This window comes from Vibrio sp. Y176 (genome assembly GCF_033438945.1).
Genome location: NZ_JAWOQS010000003.1, coordinates 391063 through 407472, shown reverse-complemented (window position 1 = coordinate 407472; position 16410 = coordinate 391063). Strand labels below are relative to the sequence as shown.

Here is a 16410-nt window from a genome sequence, read left to right as displayed (position 1 = left end):
CGAATATGTCTGAGCAACTGACCCAAGAGCAGATGGATACCATTAATCGCTACAACGAAGAGCAACGTTTAAAGTACTGCGTAAAAGAGATTGTGGCGAATCGTAAGGTTTGGATTCTGAAAGACGAACATGGCTGTGTCATGTTAAATACAGAAGATGATGATTGTGTACCAGTATGGCCAAACGAAGAATTTGCTTTGCAATGGGCGAATGGTGATTGGGAAGATTGCGAGCCTGAGGCGATCTCTTTAAACAAGTGGCACAGCCGTTGGACCTCTGGTCTAGAGGATGACGAGCTATCGATTGTTGTATTCCCAAATCAAAATGAAGAAGGGGTCGTATTGTTTCCTGACGAGTTTGATTTTGAACTGCGCAAACAAGCGAGCCGCCGTTAGTTTTTTGATTAGTACCCATGCAATAAAGAAGCCTGCGTTAAAGCAGGCTTCTTTACATTTGCACGATTACATCTTTGATAACTATTTTGTTTGATGGCTTGGCGCTTTATAAAAGTGGCTTTCGACTAGTCGTTGAGTAATAGGATGCTCGGGATGAGTCAGTACTTGGTTGGTCTCGCCAAACTCGACCACTTCACCTTCATGCATCACCATCACTTTATCAGTAATATGCTTAACAATGCCAATATGCTGAGACACGTACACAAATGACAATCCCATCTCTTCTTGCAACTCGAGGAATAAGTTAATGATCTGCGAGCGCATTGCCATATCCAAACCGTTTAACGCCTCATCAGCGACAATGATGGAAGGTTGAAGAATAAGTGCACGAGCCAAACACACGCGCTGTTTTTGACCGGCAGCTAGCATTTGTGGATAAAAATAGGCGTGCTCAGGCAGCAATCCTACGCGGAGCAGGGTGTTCTTTACACGCTGCATGCGCGCATCTGGCGGCATGTTGGTATTTCGCTTTAGCGGACCTTCTAAAATACGACCAATCTGGATTCGTGGGTTTAACGATGTGTTTGGATCTTGGAAAATCATGCGGATGAGCTTGCAGCGTGTCGCGTAATCTTTGTGCTCCAATCGTTCGCCATTCACACGGATCTCTCCGGAGCTTGGTTCAACAACGCCAGCAAGCATACGAGCTAGTGTGGATTTTCCTGACCCGTTTTGACCAATAAAACCAATAGTTTGTCCTGGCTCTAAAGTAAAGCTTACCGGTTTAACTGCCTCATTAACCTGACGTTTGAACAGACGGGAGCGCGTAACAAATTGCTTCGATAAATTATCGACTTCAAGTAACGCACTCATGACTTTTTCTCCGTGTTCAATGGAAAGTGGCAGTTAAATTTATGATTCTTAATTCGTCTGGTGTGTGGAATTTCTACACATTGTTTCTGCGCATATGGGCAACGTGGTCCGAGGCGACAACCGATAGGTAGATGCTGCAATGGCGGAATCGAGCCCGGTAGGGATTGGAGTTTTTGCTTGTGTGGTACCCAATCATTAAAGTCAGGCATCGCTTTAAGCAAGGCATCGGTGTACGGGTGCTTGGGTGCCGCAATGATTTTACTGGTATCGGCAGACTCCACCGACTGACCACAATACATTACCGTAATACGTCCTGCCCACTGTGTTATGGTCGCTAAGTCGTGGCCGATAAGCAGAATGGTTGTGTTATTAAGTTGGTTCATGCGGCTCAACAGACGCAAGATTTGCGATTGGGTAATCGGGTCTAAGTCGTTGGTTGGTTCATCTGCTATCAGCAATTTAGGTTTGGTCGCAATCGCCATGGCAATCATGACCTTTTGACACTCACCATCAGTCAGTTCATAAGGGTAGCTACCCATTAAACGCTTGTGATCTTTAATACCCACTTTATGCAAAAGCGCGATGGCCTGTTTTTTACGCCATTTAAATCGCTCCCACCATTTCCCTTCAAATGCGCGAGATGGAATGGATTCAATCAATTGACGCCCGACTTCCTCTGAAGGGTCAAGACAAGTTGAAGGCTCTTGGAAAATCATCGCAATATCACGAGCAATGACGCGCCGACGCTCTTTTGGCGTAAGCTGAAGCAAGTCAATATTGCCAAGGCGCATACGGTCAGCGGTGATGCGCCAGTTATCTTTACTTACCCCGACAATCGCTTTTGCAACTAAGCTTTTTCCAGAGCCAGACTCACCTACAAGACCACGAATTTCGCCTTCGTTCAAAGTTAGGCTCATTCGGTCAACGGCTTTGACCAACCCTTGAGGTGTTTCGATCTCAATGGTCAAATGTCGAATATCTAACAACGGCATTATTCGATCCCCGCATTAAGCGCTTGACGTACACCTTCACCTACTAAGTTTAGGGTAATAACAGTAAACATGATGGTCAGGCCGGGTAGGGTCACTGTCCAAGGTGCAATATAAATAAGCTCGACAGAGTCACCTAATATTGCTCCCCACTCGGTGCTTGGGGCCTGTGCGCCTAGGCCAAGAAAACCCAGTGCCGTAATATCTAAAATCGCAGCAGAGAGCGCGAGTGTGATTTCAGCGGCAATGACCGTCAGAATGTTAGGAAGAATTGAACTCCACAGTAAGTAGAAATCATTAGCGCCATCAAGGCGTGCTGCCATTATGTAGTCTTTTTCAACTTCGGTGTGGACTGCGATATAAACGGAGCGAATAAAACGCGGAATCAAAGCCAAGCAGATTGCGAGTAAAATATTGAACCCACCAAAGCCTAGAAATGCCACAAAAATGATTGCTAATAAGAGCGACGGGATCGACATGACGGTATCGAGCAAGTGGTTGAGAGTACTCGACAGTAAGCCTTTCGTCATACCTGCCAATACGCCAATTAAACAGCCTACAACGGCAGCAATTGCGGTGATGGCGACAGCAGCGCCAAATGTTAGCTGAGAGCCCATAATCAGGCGCGAAAGAATATCTCTACCTAAGTCATCGGTCCCCAAAAAGTAATCAACCGTTCCTGCTGGGGCCCATGATGGCGGCACAAGCAACTCACCTGACTGTGCTTGGGCGTCAAATGGTGCAAGTAGGGGGGCAAAAATGGTAATAAGGACGATAAACACCAAGCACCACAAGCCAAACATGGCTAGTCCGTTGGCGCGGTAGCTTCGCCAAAAACGCTCAAACTGTGTTGGAATGCGCTCTTCCTGATAAACGTTATTTGTTAGCATACCATTCCTTTCGAACTAAAGGGTTAATCATCGCGCCAATCAAATCCGAGAGTATGTTAGCGGTAAGAACCAAAGTCGCAAGTACCATCACGCCAGCTTGGATAGATGCATAGTCTTGGCTTGCTAGCGCATCTAAAAGCCAACGACCAATACCTGGCCAGTTAAAAATAGACTCCGTGATGATAGCTAAGGTAATCATACTCGAAAGTTGAACACCAACTTTGGGAATGATAGGCGGTATCGCATTCCGCAATACATGTTGAGTTACGATTTCGCGGTTCGAAAGACCTTTGATTCTCGCTGCACGGATGTAGTTTTGGCTCATCACTTCCGCTACCGAGGAGCGCATTAGTCCGACAACCTGGGTGGTTGGAGCCAAAGCGAGCACCAAACATGGCAGTACCATATGCTCAATAACGCTTTGCAGTGCGTGAGCGCGGTATTCGCCTTTCGCCATGAATGCGTCGATAATGGCAAACCCGGTTACATGATCAATTTCGTAAAGTAAATCATACCGTCCCGCAACGGGAAAGAGTTGGTATTCCAATGAAAAGACCATGATAAGTAGCAGAGCTACCCAAAAAATTGGGGCGGAATAACCAGACATCGACATGAATGAAATGCTGGTGTCGAGCCATTTACCTTGCTTCATCCCAGCCACGGTTCCAAGAGGAATGCCGATCAAAAGGGACACCAAAAAGGCAAAAAAGCACAGTTCCAAAGTGGCTGGGAATACAACGGCGAGCTCGTCGTAAATCGCATTGCCGTTTTTACTTATGCCAAAATCGAGTTGAGAAAGGTTGATTAAGTAAGTTTGCCAGCCAGACCAAAAATCAACGTTTGCCCAGTGCGAGAGAGGGTCAAGGCGAAGCAGAGAAAAACCTACTAATGTAAGGATCATCAAAGTGATGATAAATAGGTTAAAGCGTCGAACGGTATACCAAAACATCAGTGAATTCTCTCAACTCTATCAAACGGTTGGGCATTGAAAGGGCTTGATTTGAAGCCTGTCAGCGATTTGTCGTGCACACGGAACTGCACGCCATGCGCCAGAGGAATAACCGGGAACTCTTGATTCAAAATGTTCTGTGCTTGGCGATATAGGTTCAAACGGTAACGCGGTTCTTGAGTTTCTAACGCCAAATCGAGCAAGAAATCGAAGTCATCGTTACACCACATGGACACGTTAAGGCCAACGCGGTCAGACTCGCAAGATAATAAAGGGCGGAAAAAGTTGTCAGGATCCCCGGTATCACCAATCCAACCTGTTAAAAGTAAATCGATATCGTTGATGTTCTCCAAATCCACACGTTCAAACCTATCATCGGTCAGTAGCGTTAATTTAACCCCAATATCGGCAAAATTCGCTTGGATTAACTCCGCAGTCTTACGAGGGCTTGGGTTAAAAGCACGTGGTTCAAGTGGTACCCACATGGTCAATTCTAGGCCGTCTTCGTAGCCTGCATCTCGAAGTAGTGCCAATGCATAATTCCGGTCATAACGAATTTTTACGCTATCTTTTTGATAAGCCCATGAATTAGGTGGTAGCAAGGTATAAGCTTGGGAGCCAGTTCCGTAGTAAACCGAATCTAAAATATTTTGACGGTTGATCGCTAAGTTAAGTGCTTGGCGAACTCGAGCATCACTCAGCGCGGTGGTTTCTGTGTTTATCGCAATAAAGGAAACGTTGTTAGCTGGTGTAGCCGTCAGCTCAAGGTTGTCATTTTCTTGAATGACAGGTATTTGGCTCGAAATAGGTGAAGAGAGTACGTCACACTCGTTTCTTAAAAGTTTAGCTAATGTACCCGTGCCTCTGTGAGAGATATCGAACACCACTTGTTCCATTTTTGCTGGTGACTTCCAGTAATTAGAATGACGCTCTAATCGAATCAAGTCGTTCACTTGGTATTCTTTTAATTGATAAGGGCCGGTACCGATAGGAAGTTGGTCGATTTCTTCTTTATGATCTTTTGCAGCCAATTGCTGTCCGTACTCCGCAGACAAGATAACCGCATGGCTGGTGGCAATATTGGCCAAGAAAGAAAAGTTTGGCTGAGATAACGTAAACCTTACCGTATGCTCATCTATTGCAACCACGTCTTGGAGTAGGTTTTGAAAATCTAACCCTGCAAACCATGGATAAAAACCACCACCTACTTGGTGAAAAGGATGGTCTACATCGATGATTCGCTTGAAGCTAAATACCACATCTTTTGCATTCAATGGGCGAGTGGGTGTGAACCAAGGCGTGGTTTGGAATTTAACACCACGTTTAAGCTTAAACGTGTATTCCGTCCCTGATTCATTTACTGACCAACTCTCGGCGATGCTTGCCACGGGCTGATGTGATTTAGGATCGAGCGTGAGCAGCGTATCGTACAGCTGCGGGCTCAGAGCCTCTGCGGTAATACCGCTATCAATAAGCTGAGGGTTAAACGTGGTCGGCTTACCTTGCCCGCAAAACACAAAGCCAGCTTTGCGAATATCATTGTGGTCAATTTCATCGCCACAAGCGGTCAGTAGGCTAATCCCAATAAGGCTCAGCGATAATCTTATAAAAGCATTCATAATATGAAATGTTCATTGGATCTTGCTCGTTTCGTTTGATCTTACTCTTTCAAAGCTAACAAGCGAAAATGATCTCGCTAATTTATCACCTTTGTGAACTCGCTCCAAACATAAAATCCATACACTGTAAGGTGTTATGCCATAAATGCATGCGAATTAGAGCGCAGTCACGAGCTCGTGTATTGATTGAGTACTCTCGGTCAAGTTAGCTTTGTCCGACCAAACCATATTTTCTAACCATCCCTCGTAATTGGTGATAGCTCAAGCCAAGTAGCTCGGCTGCTTGTCGTTGATTAAACTTGGCTTCTTCCAATGCACGATTGAGTAAATGGATATCTTGTTCCTCTTGCCATTGTTTATAGTCTAGAGGGAATTGGATGGTGTTGCTTGATGCTTCCTCTTCTTGTTGTTCTGCTTGTTTTGCACTATGGCCAAGCGCGCTGTGCCAAACCGTTTCAAAAGGATTGAAAACCAGTTCATCAATTGGGTGAGCATTCAGACCATGTTGGTAAATCGCACGTTCAATCACGTTTTTTAGTTCGCGGACGTTACCGGGCCATTCATATTCAATAAGCGACTGCTGCGCTTTTGGGGTAAAACCGACAAAGTATTCCAGTTGCAGTTCACGACACATTTTCATCGCGTAGTGCTCTGCTAAAGAGAGAATGTCTTCTTTGCGCTCGCGAAGAGGCGGTAACATAATGACATCGAAGGCTAGCCTGTCGAGCAGATCCGCACGAAAATCACCTTGCTCTGCCAATTTTGGTAGGTCGGCATTGGTTGCACAAACAAGTCGAACATCCGCATTGAGAGCGGTATGACCGCCAACTCGCTCATATTCACCATATTCAATGACACGTAATAGCTTTTCTTGAACCAAAAGTGGTGCGGTTGCCAGTTCGTCAAGAAACAAAGTACCGCCCTCGGCACGCTCGAAACGCCCTTTATGCTTACCTTTAGAGCCCGTGAAGGAGCCGGATTCATGTCCAAACAATTCGGAATCTATTAGCCCTTCGCTTAATGTCGCACAGTTGAGTGATAGTAGTGGTTTATCCCAACGTCTTGATAAATAATGCAAACGCTGAGCGATGAGTTCTTTACCCGTACCTCGTTCACCAATGATGAGGACAGGGCGCTCAATGGGTGCAAGTTGTGATACTTTATCTAGTACAGCGAGAAAAGCAGGTGATTCACCAATCAGGTTTTGCTTCATAAAGTCCTTCTTATTTAACAGCCGAGCCATGATTTAGAGATAGAGTTGGTAAATTTCACCAACAGTTGGTGAAAAACATCATAGCACAATAGTGTGTAACGACAACAAAATGAATAACGCTCTGATTTAAAAGAAAATTATAAGTTGGCACGTTACTTGTTATATATTCAGGGAGACACAAGGTTAATCACCACCTTGTCGAGTTTTAATAGGAAAAAAGAGGAGTTCCGTTATGGGTATTTTTTCTCGATTTGCAGATATCGTTAACTCAAACATCAGTGCATTACTGGACAAGGCGGAAGATCCTGAAAAAATGATCCGTCTTATCATTCAAGAAATGGAAGACACACTTGTTGAAGTGCGTACTAACTCGGCTAAAGCGATTGCAGACAAGAAAGAGTTGGCTCGTAAGGTTGAAACGTTAGAAGAGCAAATTGGCGAATGGGGTCAAAAAGCGAGCTTAGCATTAGTTAAAGAGCGCGAAGATCTAGCTCGTGCAGCATTAATTGAAAAGCAAAAGCTAGAGCAAGTAATTAAAGGCCTCCACACTGAGCAAACCTTAGTGGAAGAAACGATCGATAAGCTTACTGGCGAGATTGGTAAGTTGGAAAGCAAAATTGCTGAAACGCGCGCAAAACAGCAAGCACTAGCAATTCGTAACCAAACTGCATCTAACCGTCGTGATGTGCAAAAACACCTGCACACTAGCCGTACTAATGAAGCGATGGCGAAATTTGAGCAGTACTCACGTAAAGTGGATGAAATGGAAGCGGAAGCAGACCTATATGCTCAAACTGGTAATGCTAAATCGCTAGAACAAGAGTTTGCAGAGTTGCAGGCACAAGACGAAATTGAAAAAGAGTTGGCAAAACTGAAAGAACAGATGTCATCGAAAGATAAATAAGAAAGGAGCCATTTATGTCGGCATTTTTTATAGCAGGACCAGTGATTGTCTTTTTAATCTTTGTCGCTCCACTATGGCTCTTCTTACACTATCGCAGCAAACGCAAAACAGATAGTGCACTGTCGAGCCAAGATTTAGAGCGCCTTCAGGTACTATCTGAAAAAGCGGAAGCGATGCAGTCCCGAGTTGATACATTGGAGCGCATCTTGGATGCTGAGTCACCAACATGGAGACGAAAGTATGAATAATCGAGAACTGTATCGTGATCCAGTAAATGGCAAAATCTCCGGTGTTTGCGCCGGAATTGCCAACTACTTTGGTGCAGAAGTTTGGTTGATTCGTATTGTAGTGATTTCTGCAGCGCTGTTAGGTGGTACGTTTTTGGTATTGTTAGCGTACATCGCGATGGCGTTTATGTTAGAAAAGCAACCAGTAACGTATTCTGAAAATATCAGAGCGCAGCAAGAGCATACGCTCAAAAGTAAGCCTTGGCAGAAAGGGCAAAGCCCTGATCAACTGCTCAGTGTGTTGGAAAGGGATTTTGACCGTCTTGATGGCAAAATTCGTAACATGGAAGCTTATGTTACGTCTGATACATATAGGGTGAACAGAGAATTCAGTAAGCTCTAGGCATTTTGTATCCAAAGAAGATTTAACTGAAGCAGGCATAAAGCCTGCTTTTTTATCACAAATTACTAATTTTAAAGCACTATTAATCTTTTCTGCTCTGGAAGTTCGTTCAAAATTCATCTACTTTAAAAATAATCCCCCAATTTTTATGGATGAATGTAATGAGAAAATTGCTCATTCCTATTGCCATCTCGGCTGTCTTGTCGGGGTGCGGTAAAGAACTTCCTCCTGTTCCTGAACCTGAATCGCGCCCTGCGAAGCTATTTACAGTATCTGTTGGCAATGCCCAGTTTGAGCGACATTTTCCTGCCACGACGGAAGCTGGCGATAGAGCAGTACTGACATTTCGAGTTCCTGGGCTTCTTCAAACGATAGAAGTGAATGAAGGTCAAGTCGTCAGTAAAGGTGATGTTTTGGCGTCATTAAACCCAGATGAATATTCTCTGCTCGAACAGCAAGCTCGGGCAAATTTTTTGCTCGCAGATGTGCAATACAAGCGATACCAAAAGCTACGTAAAGACCAAGTAGTATCTGAGCAAGATTTTGATGAGGCAAAAGCGAATCACAACTCAGCAAAAGCTCAATGGAATCAAGCAAAGGCAAACTTAAGATATACCAAACTTGTCGCGCCATATGATGGCACTATTTCGTACATTCCAGCAGAAAACCATGAATATGTTGCCGCGAAAGAAGGGGTGATGAATATTCAGTCCAACCAACTCCTCAAAGTGATATTCCAAATCCCAGACTATCTTCTAAATCGTTACACGCAGGGGAGCGATGTCTCTGCCAGAATGATATTTGATGCGTTCCCCGAGCGAGCCTTTGATTTAACCTTTCAGGAAATCGATACAGAAGCCGATCCTAAAACGGGCAGTTACAAAGTCACGATGGTCATGGAGCGACCAGCAGAAATTGGCCTTTTGCCGGGAATGTCTGGCAATGCTTACCTCCTGTCCAAAAGTGCAGGAGCGACAAAGATTCCTAACTCCGCGTTGCTAGAAGAGAACGGCAAAACATACGTTTGGCGTGTCGATGAGCAAGGCATTGTATCCAAAGCCGCAATTGAGATGAATGACAAAAATCAAGTGTTAGCCGGGCTTAACGATGGCGACCAAATCATTATCTCGGGTGTCAGTGTAATTGAACCCGGAATTAAGGTAAGAGCGTGGATTAAGGAAAGAGGGTTGTAATATGAAAGGAATCATCTCTCTAGCGACTTTACTTTCAACGCTTTTTCTCGTTGGCTGTGGGGATAAGGCGCCAGAAAAAGAGCTCGAAACGCCACGAGTTAGGGTTACGTCATTAGCGGGAAACAAGGTGGACGACAACTTGTACTTCCCTGCGGTTGCGAATGCAGCGGATCGCTCTCATTTGAGCTTCAGAGTGGCAGGAGAAGTCAGCCGCATCATGGTAAAAGAGGGCGACAAAGTCACGAAGGGTGATGTTATTGCAACGCTAGATCCCACGGACTATGAGTTGGATGTAGATAATGCGAGTGCGCGTTTTTCTGTTGTCGACAGTCAGTATCGCCGCTCACGCCCTTTGGTTGATAAAGGCCTATTAGCTAAGTCTCAGTTTGATGAAATTGCAGCACAACGACAAATCGCCTTAGCTGAGCTTCAGTTAGCCAAACTTCGTCTATCATTTACTGCCTTAAAAGCGCCCGTGGATGGGATTATTTCGCGAGTTAATATCGACCAATTCGAAAATGTTCAAGTCGGACAGCATATCGTTAATATTCACAGCTTGGAGCGAGTCGAAGTGTTGATTCAGCTTCCAGACCGCCTCTATGTGAACCAACCGCCAACGGAAGAAAGGCTTACCGCGATCAAAGCATTGGTGCGCGTGCCCAGCGGTAACGAATATAACGCGACGGTAAAAGAATTTACGACTGAGCCCGATCCAACAACAGGTACGTTTACTGTCACACTGTCGCTTCCTATGCCGGAAGAAGAGTACATCCTAGATGGGATGGCTGTTGAAGTAACGTCTAAAGACGAGAATGTTGGGCTTGATCTCAACCTAGGAATTAATGTCCCTATCGAAGCCATTTTTAATGCGGATGGTGACGAGCTGGGGCGCGAAAACAAATTTGTTTGGGTACTGAATGACGACAATACGGTATCGCGCAAACAGGTGCGAGCAGGTAAGGCATCTAAAACGTCCATTCAAATCCTTGATGGTCTCATGCTCAAAGACAAAGTTGTGATTGCCGGTGTTTCTCGATTAAGGGATGGCATGAAAGTGGAAGTGATACAGGAAATGGCTACGCAGGAGGCCGGTCTATGAGCGATCTTAATAAATCAGTGCCTCACAGTGATGATGATGTGACCGGTATTGCTGCGTACTTCATCCGAAATCGCGTCATCAGTTGGATGGTCGCACTGATATTTTTGATTGGTGGTATCGCCGCATTCTTTGGTTTAGGGCGTCTTGAGGACCCTGCTTTTACTATTAAAGATGCGATGGTAGTGACCTCTTACCCTGGTGCGACACCGCAACAAGTCGAAGAAGAAGTGACGTATCCAATCGAAAAAGCGATTCAGCAGCTTACTTATGTTGATGAAGTAAATTCGATTTCTAGCCGAGGCTTATCTCAAATCACGGTCACGATGAAGAACAATTATGGCCCTGATGATCTACCACAAATTTGGGATGAGTTGCGCCGTAAAGTGAACGACCTTAAAGGGACGTTGCCTCCAGGTGTGAATGAACCTCAAGTGATCGATGATTTTGGTGATGTTTACGGGATTTTGTTAGCGGTGACTGGCGACGGTTATAGCTATAAAGAGCTACTGGATTACGTCGATTACTTACGCCGAGAGCTCGAACTGGTTGATGGCGTGAGTAAAGTTTCGGTATCTGGGCAACAGCAAGAGCAAGTGTTCATCGAAGTATCGATGAAAAAATTGAGCAGTATAGGTCTTGCTCCGGATACCGTGTTTAATCTTCTTTCGACGCAAAACGTAGTTTCTGACGCAGGAGCGATCAGAATTGGTGACGAGTACATCAGAATTCAGCCGACTGGCGAGTTCCAGAGTGTGGATGAGCTAGGCGATTTGTTGATTACTGAGTCGGGTGCTCAGGGGCTCATCTTCTTGAAAGATGTGGCGGAAATAAAACGTGGTTACGTAGAAGTCCCGAATAATATTATTAATTTTAACGGCAGCCTCGCACTAAACGTGGGTGTTTCTTTTGCTGAAGGCGTCAACGTCGTTGAAGTCGGAAAAGCGTTTGATCATCGCCTTGCAGAGCTAAAGTACCAACAACCTGTCGGTATCGAAATTTCGGAAATCTATAGTCAGCCGAAAGAAGTGGATAAATCGGTTAGCGGTTTTGTTGTGAGCTTGGCTCAAGCTGTCGGTATCGTCATTATCGTACTTCTGTTCTTTATGGGGCTACGTTCAGGTCTGCTTATCGGTTTAATTTTACTGCTGACGGTGTTGGGTACGTTCATTTTCATGAAGTATCTCGCGATAGATTTGCAGCGGATTTCATTAGGTGCCTTGGTTATCGCGTTAGGTATGTTGGTGGACAATGCAATCGTTGTGGTTGAGGGGATTTTGATTGGTACTCAAAAAGGGCGAACTCGACTCCAAGCAGCGACCGACATTGTTACCCAAACAAAGTGGCCATTACTTGGGGCAACTGTGATTGCGGTAACTGCATTTGCGCCAATTGGACTGTCTGAAGACTCTACGGGTGAATACTGTGGCACTTTGTTTACGGTTCTGCTGATCTCTTTAATGTTGAGCTGGTTTACCGCTATCTCGTTGACACCATTCTTTGCTGACATCTTCTTTAAAGGCCAGAAGATTAAACAAGGTGAAGGGGAAGAAAATGATCCATATAACGGGGTTATTTTCGTTATTTATAAAAAGTTTCTTCAGTTTTGTATGCGTCGTGCTTGGTTTACCGTTGTGGTGCTGATTGCGGGATTAGCGGCAAGTGTTTACGGGTTCACCTTTGTGAAGCAAGCGTTTTTCCCATCGTCGACAACGCCGATTTTTCAGTTAGATGTATGGATGCCAGAAGGAACTGATATTCGAGCAACTAACACAACGCTTAAAGAGTTAGAAAGTTGGTTAGCTAAGCAAGAGCATGTTGACCATATCACGACGACCGCGGGTAAAGGTTTACAGCGCTTCATGTTAACGTACGCGCCAGAGAAAAGTTATGCGGCTTATGGTGAGATAACCACTCGTATGGAAAATTACGAAGCGTTAAAACCATTAATGGCGAAGTTTCGAGAGTATTTAAAAGCCAACTACCCAGAAATCAATTACAAGCTCAAACAGATTGAGTTAGGCCCTGGTGGTGGTGCAAAAATTGAAGCGCGTATTATTGGCTCAGATCCAACCGTCCTTCGTACGATAGCCGCTCAGGTCAAGGACATCATGTACGCCGACCCTCAGGCAACAAATATCAGGCATGATTGGCGTGAACGAACCCAAGTTCTTGAACCTCAGTTTAATGAGAGTCAGGCACGTCGCTATGGCATTACCAAATCGGACGTCGATGATTTCTTGTCCATGTCATTCTCTGGAATGACGATAGGCTTATACCGAGACGGCACGACGCTCATGCCTATCGTGGCTCGTTTACCAGAAGATGAGCGCATTGATATTCGTAACATCGAAGGCATGAAAATATGGAGTCCAGCACAGAGTGAGTTTATCCCACTTCAACAAGTCACAATGGGTTACGACATGCGTTGGGAGGATCCTATCATCGTACGTAAGAACCGTAAGCGTATGCTCACTGTGATGGCAGACCCTGATATTCTAGGTGAAGAAACCGCATCGACGTTGCAAAAACGTTTACAGCCCCAAATCGAAGCGATTCAAATGCCTCCTGGCTATTCACTAGAGTGGGGTGGTGAATACGAATCTTCAGGTGATGCTCAAGAGTCACTGTTTACTACTATGCCAATGGGGTACTTGTTCATGTTCTTGATCACTGTATTCCTATTTAACTCTATCAAAGAGCCACTCATTGTTTGGCTTACCGTGCCACTGGCGTTAATTGGTGTCACCACCGGTTTGTTGGCACTCAACACGCCGTTTGGTTTTATGGCATTGCTCGGCTTCTTAAGCTTATCGGGAATGGTGCTCAAAAATGGCATCGTATTACTGGACCAAATTGAAATTGAAATGAAGTCCGGTAAAGAGGCTTATGACGCGGTCGTTGATGCTGCGGTAAGTCGCGTCCGTCCCGTTTGTATGGCTGCTATCACGACGATCCTTGGTATGATCCCACTGTTGCCAGATATTTTCTTCAAACCAATGGCGGTTACGATTATGTTTGGTTTGGGTTTTGCGACAGTCCTGACACTGATTGTCGTGCCAGTGTTGTATCGTTTGTTCCATAAAGTGGCAGTACCGAAACAGGCTTAGTGCTACTGATATAACGATGAAAAATATCGCGCCTCTAGCTCATCAGTTAGAGGCGCTTTTTAAGGAAGAATAATGACAGAACAAAAAACGTGTGCGTGGGCGATGAATCACCCATTAGAGCGCGAATATCATGATTCCGAATGGGGCGTGCCAGTATATGACGACCAAGTCCTGTTTGAATTTATTACTTTGGAAGGTGCGCAAGCTGGTCTTAGTTGGATCACCATCCTTAAAAAGCGCGAAGGTTACAGAGAAGCGTTCGAGAATTACGATCTAGATGCGTTGGAACAAAGAAATGAAGAACGCGCTGAATACATCGTGGAAAACTTCGATGTTGTAAGGCATCGCGGAAAGATTAACTCGGTTTTCAGTAATGCCAAAGCGGCCAAAGCGTTAATTGCTGAATACGGAAGTTTATCAGACGCGTTGTGGCAGTTCGTGGACGGCGAACCAATCATTAATCAATGGCAACATATGAGTGACGTGCCAGTTTCGACAGAGCAATCCAAAGCCATGAGTAAATTCCTAAAAAAGAAAGGCTTCAAGTTTGTCGGTGAAACCATCTGTTATGCTTTCATGCAAGCCGTCGGCATGGTGGATGACCATATCGTTGGATGTCCTAAAAAGCAGAATAAGTAACGTTTGGCTATTAAGCTAATGTTGTTAGTTCTGGCTATCATGAATACGTTCCAAAGCTTCGATTCGACGCCATTGAGTGGCATCGAAGCTTTGTTTTCTTAAAGCAATGATTTCTGCCTGTTTTTCGTCTTGCCCTAAAAAACCCCTATTCAGAATATTTTGACGCTGCTTTAAGTAAGTGGCGAGTTGAGTCTCAAATGATGCTCTTTGCTCATCAAGCTTTTGCAGCCTCTGCGCTCCGGCATCTCCTACCAGAGCAACACGGGCGATGTACTTGTCTTGTGAATCAAGCTGAGAAGCTTGCTCGAGCTGCTCTGCTAATGCGTTATTGCGTTCACTTTCTCGTATGTAATCCGGTTGTTCTGATAATGCTTGATTGAGAAGGTGTGCTTGACTCTCGATATCCGATGCCTGTGTTTTAATCGTCAGCTTTTCTAAAGCAAGTTGGCGAAGTCGGTTTTCTTCGTCAAACAATTGGGTTATCTGCACCTCGTTAAAGTATTGAAGCTGTAAGTTCAGTATTGCTTCATTCAGCATGGTTAAATGTTCAAGCGTTAGGTGGTTGTGCTCAAAAGGCTCTAATGCAGAGAGTGCTTGCTTGTAGGAAAGGTAGGCTTGAAAAAGTTTGGCATCAATATTCAGAGTTTGCTTTGCTAAAGTGTCATCATTAACTTCCGCTTTGATCGTATCGAGATCTTCTTCGCCCAGCCGGCTAAGAGAATATTCGAAGAAGTCTTTTGGGGAAGAGACATCGGCGGCTATATCTTGCTGAGATTGCGAATGGTTAGAGGTTATCTCTTGTTGTTTGTCGCTTTGCAACAGAGAAAGCGCTCCCACGCCAAATATCGAGAGCAGGATAAAAGTGGTGAGAGCGACTTTCTTCATTGTGATGACCTCTTATAAACCTTGAAGTTTGAGACGATTTGCATGTTGGCGATAAAGCGTGACTGGATCGGTTTCAAAAAGATGATGAATACCGAGTAGGCCGTTAATTTCATCCAAATGGTTCATTTGATAATCATCACGTATGACTTTGCCCAAATGTGTGCTGCACGCACCAACTAAGCCATCATTTGGCCCATCAAAGGCTAAGCCAAGTACCATCATGGCAGCGTCGGTCGGATCGAAAACGTTTGTAAAAGTGGATGATCCGGTCCATGAGTAGTAATAAACGCCATTTGAAGCCAGCAAGTCACCATTACCACATTCACTGGTAGGGACTCCCTCCGGGTAGTGTTGGTTAAACGCTAATGATCCTTCCGTGGTTAATGCTGCTAGTGAGGCTAAAGGGTCTTGGTCGAGATCAGAACCACCTGATAGAAGATTAATAAGAGTAGTTAAGCCTTGCGCCAGTTTTACCGCGAGCTGCTCACTACCCGAACCCTCAGATACGGTGCCACGAACTAAATCTGCCACTTTAGACCCTTTATTAACGCCTCCTATACTCGTAACTGATGCGACTAGGTCAGGACGGACAGAGGCAACATAGCGCGTTGTTGGACCACCATGACTGTGACCAATGAGATTGACTTTCTCTGCGCCTGTTGCTGCAAGTAAGGTTTCGACTTGAGCAAGCAGTTGCTCCCCTCGAACTTCGCTGCTATTGGTCGCGGATACCTGTGCAACATAAACCGTAGCGCCATCTTTTGTTAAGGAATGTGGTATTCCGAAAAAGTAATCAACGCCTGCCAGGGTATCAAAACCAAACAAACCGTGAACCAGAACAATCGGATACTTGGTTTGGGTATAACCTGTTGCAGCGGATACGGAGGTTATTGGGACGGTAATTAAGGTAAAAAGCATTAGCGCTATAAATTTGAGTTTCAAAACTATCTCCTTGTGGTATGACCTCTTATGAATGATAAAAAGTAGGAGAGAAACTCTAAATTTGGAAAGCCTATTTGTGGCAC

General features: G+C 44.9%; 16 protein-coding genes. 8 read left to right on the top strand and 8 right to left on the bottom strand.

Going from position 1 to position 16410, the window contains the following annotated elements; genetic code table 11:
• Positions 1 to 5: 5 nt before the first annotated feature.
• The gene (locus tag R7O13_RS10155) at positions 6 to 395 is read left to right on the top strand and encodes a DUF2750 domain-containing protein (RefSeq protein WP_005378129.1); all 390 of its coding nucleotides are present in this window, start codon (positions 6 to 8) and stop codon (positions 393 to 395) included.
• 81 nt (positions 396 to 476) lie between these two features.
• Here R7O13_RS10155 and R7O13_RS10150 read toward each other — a convergent pair whose 3' ends face one another.
• From R7O13_RS10150 to pspF, 6 genes are all read right to left on the bottom strand, one after another.
• A complete protein-coding gene (locus tag R7O13_RS10150; RefSeq protein ID WP_005393308.1) occupies positions 477 to 1268 on the bottom strand; it encodes an ATP-binding cassette domain-containing protein in 792 nt (263 codons plus the stop codon).
• Positions 1265 to 2260: an oligopeptide/dipeptide ABC transporter ATP-binding protein gene (locus R7O13_RS10145; RefSeq protein ID WP_005378126.1), complete on the bottom strand. Its 996-nt coding sequence runs from the start codon at positions 2258 to 2260 to the stop codon at positions 1265 to 1267. Before R7O13_RS10145 ends, R7O13_RS10150 begins: the two co-directional genes overlap by 4 nt.
• Positions 2260 to 3147, bottom strand: a complete 888-nt coding sequence (locus tag R7O13_RS10140) for an ABC transporter permease subunit (protein WP_005378123.1) — start codon at positions 3145 to 3147, stop codon at positions 2260 to 2262. The genes R7O13_RS10145 and R7O13_RS10140 overlap by 1 nt, the downstream gene beginning before the upstream one ends.
• Positions 3134 to 4096: an ABC transporter permease gene (locus R7O13_RS10135; protein ID WP_005378122.1), complete on the bottom strand. Its 963-nt coding sequence runs from the start codon at positions 4094 to 4096 to the stop codon at positions 3134 to 3136. Before R7O13_RS10135 ends, R7O13_RS10140 begins: the two co-directional genes overlap by 14 nt.
• Positions 4096 to 5715, bottom strand: coding sequence for an ABC transporter substrate-binding protein SapA (gene sapA, locus R7O13_RS10130; RefSeq protein WP_017820870.1), 1620 nt, complete (start codon positions 5713 to 5715; stop codon positions 4096 to 4098). Before sapA ends, R7O13_RS10135 begins: the two co-directional genes overlap by 1 nt.
• A gap of 205 nt (positions 5716 to 5920) precedes the next feature.
• A complete protein-coding gene (gene pspF, locus R7O13_RS10125; protein WP_017820869.1) occupies positions 5921 to 6928 on the bottom strand; it encodes a phage shock protein operon transcriptional activator in 1008 nt (335 codons plus the stop codon).
• Positions 6929 to 7160: 232 nt separating this feature from the next.
• Here pspF and pspA point away from each other — a divergent pair, with 232 nt between their 5' ends.
• The 7 genes from pspA (at position 7161) to R7O13_RS10090 (ending at position 14500) form a co-directional block, all read left to right on the top strand.
• Entirely contained in the window at positions 7161 to 7832 is a 672-nt protein-coding gene (gene pspA, locus R7O13_RS10120) for a phage shock protein PspA (RefSeq protein ID WP_005378119.1), read from the top strand.
• A 14-nt stretch (positions 7833 to 7846) separates the two neighbouring features.
• Positions 7847 to 8080 (top strand): envelope stress response membrane protein PspB, encoded by a 234-nt coding sequence (gene pspB, locus R7O13_RS10115; protein ID WP_005378117.1) that lies wholly within the window; start codon positions 7847 to 7849, stop codon positions 8078 to 8080.
• The gene (pspC, locus tag R7O13_RS10110) at positions 8073 to 8462 is read left to right on the top strand and encodes an envelope stress response membrane protein PspC (RefSeq protein WP_025766867.1); all 390 of its coding nucleotides are present in this window, start codon (positions 8073 to 8075) and stop codon (positions 8460 to 8462) included. Before pspB ends, pspC begins: the two co-directional genes overlap by 8 nt.
• Before the next feature lie 161 nt (positions 8463 to 8623).
• A complete protein-coding gene (locus R7O13_RS10105; protein WP_005378114.1) occupies positions 8624 to 9655 on the top strand; it encodes an efflux RND transporter periplasmic adaptor subunit in 1032 nt (343 codons plus the stop codon).
• Between the two features lies 1 nt (position 9656).
• Positions 9657 to 10754 carry an efflux RND transporter periplasmic adaptor subunit gene (locus tag R7O13_RS10100; RefSeq protein ID WP_005378112.1) on the top strand — a complete coding sequence of 366 codons (1098 nt, stop codon included), beginning with the start codon at positions 9657 to 9659 and terminating at the stop codon, positions 10752 to 10754.
• Positions 10751 to 13861, top strand: a complete 3111-nt coding sequence (gene vmeI, locus R7O13_RS10095) for an efflux RND transporter permease subunit VmeI (RefSeq protein ID WP_318303748.1) — start codon at positions 10751 to 10753, stop codon at positions 13859 to 13861. Before R7O13_RS10100 ends, vmeI begins: the two co-directional genes overlap by 4 nt.
• Positions 13862 to 13933: 72 nt before the next feature.
• Positions 13934 to 14500, top strand: a complete 567-nt coding sequence (locus R7O13_RS10090) for a DNA-3-methyladenine glycosylase I (protein ID WP_017634671.1) — start codon at positions 13934 to 13936, stop codon at positions 14498 to 14500.
• 24 nt (positions 14501 to 14524) lie between these two features.
• On the opposite strand, the gene R7O13_RS10085 is transcribed toward R7O13_RS10090, so the two are convergent.
• Positions 14525 to 15385 (bottom strand): lipase secretion chaperone, encoded by an 861-nt coding sequence (locus R7O13_RS10085; RefSeq protein ID WP_086046632.1) that lies wholly within the window; start codon positions 15383 to 15385, stop codon positions 14525 to 14527.
• Between the two features lie 12 nt (positions 15386 to 15397).
• A complete protein-coding gene (locus tag R7O13_RS10080; protein WP_197687493.1) occupies positions 15398 to 16303 on the bottom strand; it encodes an esterase/lipase family protein in 906 nt (301 codons plus the stop codon).
• Positions 16304 to 16410: the final 107 nt, after the last annotated feature.

Bases quoted from the DNA above. Each gene is read 5' to 3' on its own strand.
- R7O13_RS10155 (WP_005378129.1), top strand. From the start codon at position 6: ATGTCTGAGCAACTGACCCAAGAGCAGATGGATACCATTAATCGCTAC.
- R7O13_RS10150 (WP_005393308.1), bottom strand. From the start codon at position 1,268: ATGAGTGCGTTACTTGAAGTCGATAATTTATCGAAGCAATTTGTTACG.
- R7O13_RS10145 (WP_005378126.1), bottom strand. From the start codon at position 2,260: ATGCCGTTGTTAGATATTCGACATTTGACCATTGAGATCGAAACACCT.
- R7O13_RS10140 (WP_005378123.1), bottom strand. From the start codon at position 3,147: ATGCTAACAAATAACGTTTATCAGGAAGAGCGCATTCCAACACAGTTT.
- R7O13_RS10135 (WP_005378122.1), bottom strand. From the start codon at position 4,096: ATGTTTTGGTATACCGTTCGACGCTTTAACCTATTTATCATCACTTTG.
- sapA (WP_017820870.1), bottom strand. From the start codon at position 5,715: ATGAATGCTTTTATAAGATTATCGCTGAGCCTTATTGGGATTAGCCTA.
- pspF (WP_017820869.1), bottom strand. From the start codon at position 6,928: ATGAAGCAAAACCTGATTGGTGAATCACCTGCTTTTCTCGCTGTACTA.
- pspA (WP_005378119.1), top strand. From the start codon at position 7,161: ATGGGTATTTTTTCTCGATTTGCAGATATCGTTAACTCAAACATCAGT.
- pspB (WP_005378117.1), top strand. From the start codon at position 7,847: ATGTCGGCATTTTTTATAGCAGGACCAGTGATTGTCTTTTTAATCTTT.
- pspC (WP_025766867.1), top strand. From the start codon at position 8,073: ATGAATAATCGAGAACTGTATCGTGATCCAGTAAATGGCAAAATCTCC.
- R7O13_RS10105 (WP_005378114.1), top strand. From the start codon at position 8,624: ATGAGAAAATTGCTCATTCCTATTGCCATCTCGGCTGTCTTGTCGGGG.
- R7O13_RS10100 (WP_005378112.1), top strand. From the start codon at position 9,657: ATGAAAGGAATCATCTCTCTAGCGACTTTACTTTCAACGCTTTTTCTC.
- vmeI (WP_318303748.1), top strand. From the start codon at position 10,751: ATGAGCGATCTTAATAAATCAGTGCCTCACAGTGATGATGATGTGACC.
- R7O13_RS10090 (WP_017634671.1), top strand. From the start codon at position 13,934: ATGACAGAACAAAAAACGTGTGCGTGGGCGATGAATCACCCATTAGAG.
- R7O13_RS10085 (WP_086046632.1), bottom strand. From the start codon at position 15,385: ATGAAGAAAGTCGCTCTCACCACTTTTATCCTGCTCTCGATATTTGGC.
- R7O13_RS10080 (WP_197687493.1), bottom strand. From the start codon at position 16,303: ATGCTTTTTACCTTAATTACCGTCCCAATAACCTCCGTATCCGCTGCA.